Here is a 5,303-nt window from a genome sequence, read left to right as displayed (position 1 = left end):
GGCTGCTGGACTGACCGGCCCTCACGTGGCGCCGGCCGCCGTCACTTGGCGCCGACCGTGAACAGCAGCCAGATGAACCCGGCGAAGAAGTGCCCGACGACGGTGTAGATGACGAGCCGGACCCACAGGGCGCGCGGGAACTTCTCTTCCAGGTTGCTCATGGCATCTCTCCGGTGAGGGGCCCCAGGCACAGTGCGGCCGTGGGGCTTTGCAGCAGGGTGTGGACGAACAGGAGCTCGACCCCGTGGGGGTCCTCGGCGGCGATGCGGTGCGGGGTCAGCGAGTCGAAGTGCGCGCTGTCGCCCGGTGCGAGCAGGTGTGTGGTGTCCCCGAGGCGCAGCCGGAGGCGCCCGTCGAGGACGTACAGCCACTCCTCGCCGGGGTGCACGCGCACGATGTCGCCCTGGGAGCCGTGGGGCACGTGGACCTTGAGGGCCTGCATCCCGCGCCCGGACGCGCCGGTCTGCCAGTACGTCCAGCCGCCGGCCCGTGTCGGCTCCATGTCCCCGGTGCGCACGATCGCGTCCTGACCGGCGACCGTCTCGCCGAGCAGCTCGGACACGGTCGTACCGTAGATGCGGGCGAGCGCGAGCAGCATCGGCAGCGAGGGCTGGCGCTGCCCCGTCTCCAGGCGGGAGAGGTGGGCGGGCGACAGCCCGGCGGAGCGGGCCGCCGCCTCCAGGGTCAGGGAGGCACGGCGGCGCAGGGCGCGCAGCTGCGGCGCGACGGCGGGCAGGTCCTCGACCGGCCCCGCCGAAGGCCGGGACTCGGGGGAGCTCATGCCCCCATTCCAGCAGCAGGATTGCCTCTGGGGCAAATCCATTGCCCCAGAGGCAAAGCCCGACAGGAGCCGTTCAGCGGTTGGCGACGGCCTGCTTGACCAGCGTCTTGCCGAAGTCCCACATCAGCCCGCCGTCGTGCGCGTCGTCCATCACGGCGGTGAAGGCGTCCACGAACCGGTCGACCTCCGCCTCCCCGACGACCAGCGGCGGGATCAGCTTGATCACCTCAAGGCGGTCGCCGGAGACCTGGGTCAGGATACGGTGCCGCTGCAGCAGCGGGACGACCACCATCTGCGCGAACAGTCCCTTGCGGGCCGCCTGCAGCACGGTCCAGCGCCCGCGCAGCCTCAGCGACCTCGGCCGGCCGAACTCGATGCCGATCATCAGGCCCCGGCCGCGCACGTCGGCGAGCAGCTCGTACCGGTCCGTCAGCGCCGCCAGCCGGGACTTCAGCAGCTCGCCCGTGGCCCGGGCGTTCGCGACGACCTGCTCGTTCTCCATCACCGACAGCACGGCCAGGCCCGCCGCCATGGCCTGGGCGTTGGATCCGAAGCTCGCCGAGTGGACCAGGACGCGGTCGATCGACGAGTAGACCTTCTTGAAGATCCAGTCCTTGCCGAGGGTCGCGCCCACCGGCACATAGCCGCCGGAGAGGGCCTTGGCCACGCACACCAGGTCCGGTTCGACGCCGTCCTCGTGCTGGTAGGCGTAGAAGTCCCCGGTACGGCCGAGGCCGGTCTGCACCTCGTCGGCGATGAGCAGCGCCTTGTGCCGGCGCAGCAGTTCCTGGGCGGCGCGCAGATAGCCGGGCGGGGCCTCGTGCACGCCCTTGCCCTGGATCGGTTCGACGACCAGGGCGGCCACGTCGCCCTCGCGCAGCTCCCGCTCGAGCGCGTCGAGGTCGCCGAGCGGGACGGCGGTGTCGGGCAGCAGCGGGGCGAAGCCGTCGCGGAAGCCGTCCTCGCCGTTGACGGACAGCGAGCCGGTGGTCAGGCCGTGGAAGGCGTGCTCGCAGTAAAGGATCCGCGGCCTGCCGGTCGCCCGGCGGGCGAACTTCAGCGCGGTCTCCACCGCCTCCGTGCCGCTGTTGCCGAAGAACACCCGGTCCAGGTGCGGGCTGTGGGCGAGCAGCCGTTCCGCCAGCAGTCCGGGCAGCGGCTGGCAGTCGAAGCGGGTGAGGTCGGCGAGCTGGGCGTCCAGCACGTCGTGCAGCGCCTTGCGGACGACGGGGTGGTGCCGGCCCAGGCCCATCACCCCGAACCCGGAGAGCATGTCCAGGTAGTCGTTGCCGTCGGCGTCCCAGAAGTACGCGCCCTCGGCCCGCTCGTAGACCTTGTCGAAGCCGATGGTGCGCAGCATGCGCGGCAGCTGGTGGTTGAGGTGCCTGGCGTGCAGCTCGTAGCGTTCGGCTCCGCGCTCGGACAGGAGTCTGCCGAGGTCGAACTCCGTGGTCATTCGACTTTCTCCTTGACTGCTGTGACGGCCCCTGTCTGCTCCCCGGCGGCCAGGCCCGCGCCGATCCGTCCGGCGATCTCGACCGGTGTGAGACCGATGTCGGCCAGCACCTCCCCGCGCTTGGCGTGCGCGAGGAACTGCTCGGGAATGCCGAACCGCCGCACCGGTACGTCGACTTCGGCGTCGCTCAGCGCGAGGGCCACCGCGGCGCCGACGCCGGCCGCGCGGCTGTTGTCCTCGACCACGGCCACCAGCCGGTGCCCGGCCGCCAGGCCCGGCAGCGCCGGGTCGACGGGCTTGACCCAGCGCGGGTCGACGACGGTGCATCCGACGCCGCGCGCCTGAAGCAGTTCGGCGGCCTGCAGGCACACGGGAGCCATCACGCCGACGGCGACCAGGAGCACCTCGGGCCGCTCGGCCCGGCGCAGTACGTCCATGCCGCCCACCTGGCCGACCGCCGGGACCTCCGGCCCCACCGACTCCTTCGGGAAGCGGACCAGCGTCGGCGCGTCGTCCACGGCGACGGCCTCGCGCAGCTGGGCGCGCAGCTGGTCGGCGTCGCGGGGCGCGGCGATCCTGAGACCGGGCACGACCTGGAGCACGGACATGTCCCACATGCCGTTGTGGGAGGGCCCGTCGACGCCGGTCACACCGGCCCGGTCCAGCACGAAGGTGACCCCGCAGCGGTGCAGCGCGACGTCCATCAGCAGCTGGTCGAAGGCACGGTTGAGGAAGGTGGCGTAGACGGCGACGACCGGGTGCAGCCCGCCGGTCGCGAGGCCCGCCGCGGAGACGGCCGCGTGCTGCTCGGCGATGCCGACGTCCCACACCCGGTCCGGGAAGCGCTCGGCGAACCCGCCGAGGCCCACCGGGTGCAGCATGGCGGCGGTGATCGCCACGACGTCGTCCCGCTCCTCGCCGATCCTCACGATCTCGTCGCCGAACACCGAGGTCCAGGAAGGGCCGTTGGACGGGGCGAGGGGCGCGCACGTGTGCGGGTCCATCACGCCGACGGTGTGGAAGTGGTCCTCCTCGTGGGCGAGCGCGGGTTCGTAGCCGCGGCCCTTCTCGGTGAGGCAGTGGACCAGGACGGGGCCGTGGAAACGCTTCGCGCGGCGCAGCGCCGACTCGACGGCCCCGATGTCGTGTCCGTCGATCGGACCGAGGTACTTCAGCCCCAGGTCCTCGAACATGCCCTGCGGCGCGAACGCGTCCTTGAAGCCCTTCTTCGCGCCGTGCAGCGACTCGTAGAGGGTGTTGCCGACGATCGGGGTGCGCTGCAGGACGTCCTTGCCCCAGGCCAGCACCTTCTCGTAGCCGTCGGTGGTGCGCAGGGTGGCGAGGTGGTTGGCGAGGCCGCCGATGGTCGGCGCGTAGGACCGCTCGTTGTCGTTGACGACGATGATCAGCGGCCGGTCCTTGGCGGCCGCGATGTTGTTCAGCGCCTCCCAGGCCATGCCGCCGGTCAGCGCCCCGTCCCCGACGACGGCGACGACGTGTCCCTTCTCCCCCCGCACCTGGCGTGCCTTGGCGAGTCCGTCGGCCCAGCCGAGCGCGGTGGAGGCGTGGCTGTTCTCGATGACGTCGTGCTCCGACTCCTCGCGCGAGGGATAGCCGGACAGTCCCCCCTTGCCGCGCAGCTTGGAGAAGTCCTGACGTCCCGTCAGGAGCTTGTGCACGTAGCTCTGGTGACCGGTGTCCCACAGGATCCGGTCGACCGGCGACTCGAAGACCCGGTGCAGCGCGACGGTGAGTTCCACCACCCCCAGGTTGGGCCCGAGGTGACCGCCGGTCCTGGCCACCGCGTGCACCAGGAACTCGCGTATCTCCTCGGACAGTTCACCGATTTCCGTCTCGGACAGCGCCTTCAGGTCGTGTGGTCCCCGGATGCTCTCCAGAATGGTCACGCCGGCCCCCTCTCGGTCCGTGCCGCTTGTCAACTCACTGTCACTGTCGGCGTCCCCGTGACGGTGGGGCCGCCTGGTGCGGCGCCGCTCTGCTCCATCCGCTCGGCGATCTTCATGGCCTCCTCGATCAGGGTCTCCACGATCTTCGACTCCGGGACGGTCTTGATGACCTCGCCCTTGACGAAGATCTGCCCCTTGCCGTTGCCGGAGGCGACCCCGAGGTCGGCCTCCCGCGCCTCCCCCGGACCGTTGACGACACAGCCCATCACCGCCACCCGCAGCGGCACGTCCATGCCGGTCAGACCGGCCGTGACCTCGTCGGCCAGCTTGTAGACGTCGACCTGGGCACGGCCGCAGGACGGACAGGAGACGATCTCCAGGCCGCGCTGCCGCAGGTTCAGCGACTCCAGGATCTGGATGCCGACCTTGATCTCCTCCACCGGCGGCGCCGACAGCGACACCCGGATGGTGTCGCCGATGCCCTGGGAGAGCAGCGCACCGAAGGCGACGGCCGACTTGATGGTGCCCTGGAAGGCCGGACCGGCCTCGGTGACCCCCAGGTGCAGCGGGTAGTCGCAGCTCGCGGCGAGCTGCCGGTAGGCCTCGACCATCACCACCGGGTCGTTGTGCTTGACGGAGATCTTGATGTCCCGGAAGTCGTGCTCCTCGAACAGCGACGCCTCCCACAGCGCCGACTCCACCAGCGCCTCCGGGGTGGCCCTGCCGTACTTCTGCAGCAGCCGCCGGTCCAGCGACCCGGCGTTGACCCCGATCCGGATCGGCGTGCCATGGTCGTTCGCCGCCTTGGCGATCTCCCTGACCTTGTCGTCGAACTGCTTGATGTTGCCCGGGTTGACCCGGACGGCCGCACAGCCCGCCTCGATCGCGGCGAACACGTACTTGGGCTGGAAGTGGATGTCCGCGATCACCGGGATCTGCGACTTGCGCGCGATGACCGCCAGCGCGTCCGCGTCGTCCTGCGTGGGACAGGCCACCCGCACGATCTGACAGCCCGACGCCGTCAACTCGGCGATCTGCTGCAACGTGGCACCGATGTCCGACGTACGGGTCGTCGTCATCGACTGCACCGACACCGGCGCGTCCCCGCCCACCGCCACGGACCCGACCTGGATCTGCCGGCTCTTGCGGCGCTCGGCGA

Annotated in this window: 5 protein-coding genes; all 5 read right to left on the bottom strand. The window is 71.0% G+C overall.

Features of this window, described 5'->3' with window-relative positions:
* Nucleotides 1–41: 41 nt before the first annotated feature.
* On the bottom strand, nt 42–161 hold the full coding sequence (locus RH94_RS02195) for a DUF6126 family protein (RefSeq protein ID WP_073945988.1): 120 nt from the start codon (nt 159–161) through the stop codon (nt 42–44).
* Nucleotides 158–781 (bottom strand): helix-turn-helix domain-containing protein, encoded by a 624-nt coding sequence (locus tag RH94_RS02190; protein WP_073945987.1) that lies wholly within the window; start codon nt 779–781, stop codon nt 158–160. The genes RH94_RS02195 and RH94_RS02190 overlap by 4 nt, the downstream gene beginning before the upstream one ends.
* A 73-nt stretch (nt 782–854) precedes the next feature.
* Nucleotides 855–2,237, bottom strand: coding sequence for an aspartate aminotransferase family protein (locus RH94_RS02185; protein ID WP_073945986.1), 1,383 nt, complete (start codon nt 2,235–2,237; stop codon nt 855–857).
* Nucleotides 2,234–4,144 (bottom strand): 1-deoxy-D-xylulose-5-phosphate synthase, encoded by a 1,911-nt coding sequence (dxs, locus tag RH94_RS02180; RefSeq protein WP_073945985.1) that lies wholly within the window; start codon nt 4,142–4,144, stop codon nt 2,234–2,236. Before dxs ends, RH94_RS02185 begins: the two co-directional genes overlap by 4 nt.
* Nucleotides 4,145–4,173: 29 nt before the next feature.
* Nucleotides 4,174–5,303, bottom strand: a 1,130-nt coding sequence (gene ispG / locus RH94_RS02175) for a flavodoxin-dependent (E)-4-hydroxy-3-methylbut-2-enyl-diphosphate synthase (RefSeq protein ID WP_234425473.1), incomplete at its 5' end; no start/stop codon positions are given.

It is taken from the genome of Streptomyces kebangsaanensis (assembly GCF_001906585.1).
Taxonomy (GTDB): Bacteria; Actinomycetota; Actinomycetes; order Streptomycetales; family Streptomycetaceae; genus Streptomyces; species Streptomyces kebangsaanensis.
This window is presented reverse-complemented; position numbering and strand designations above follow the sequence as displayed.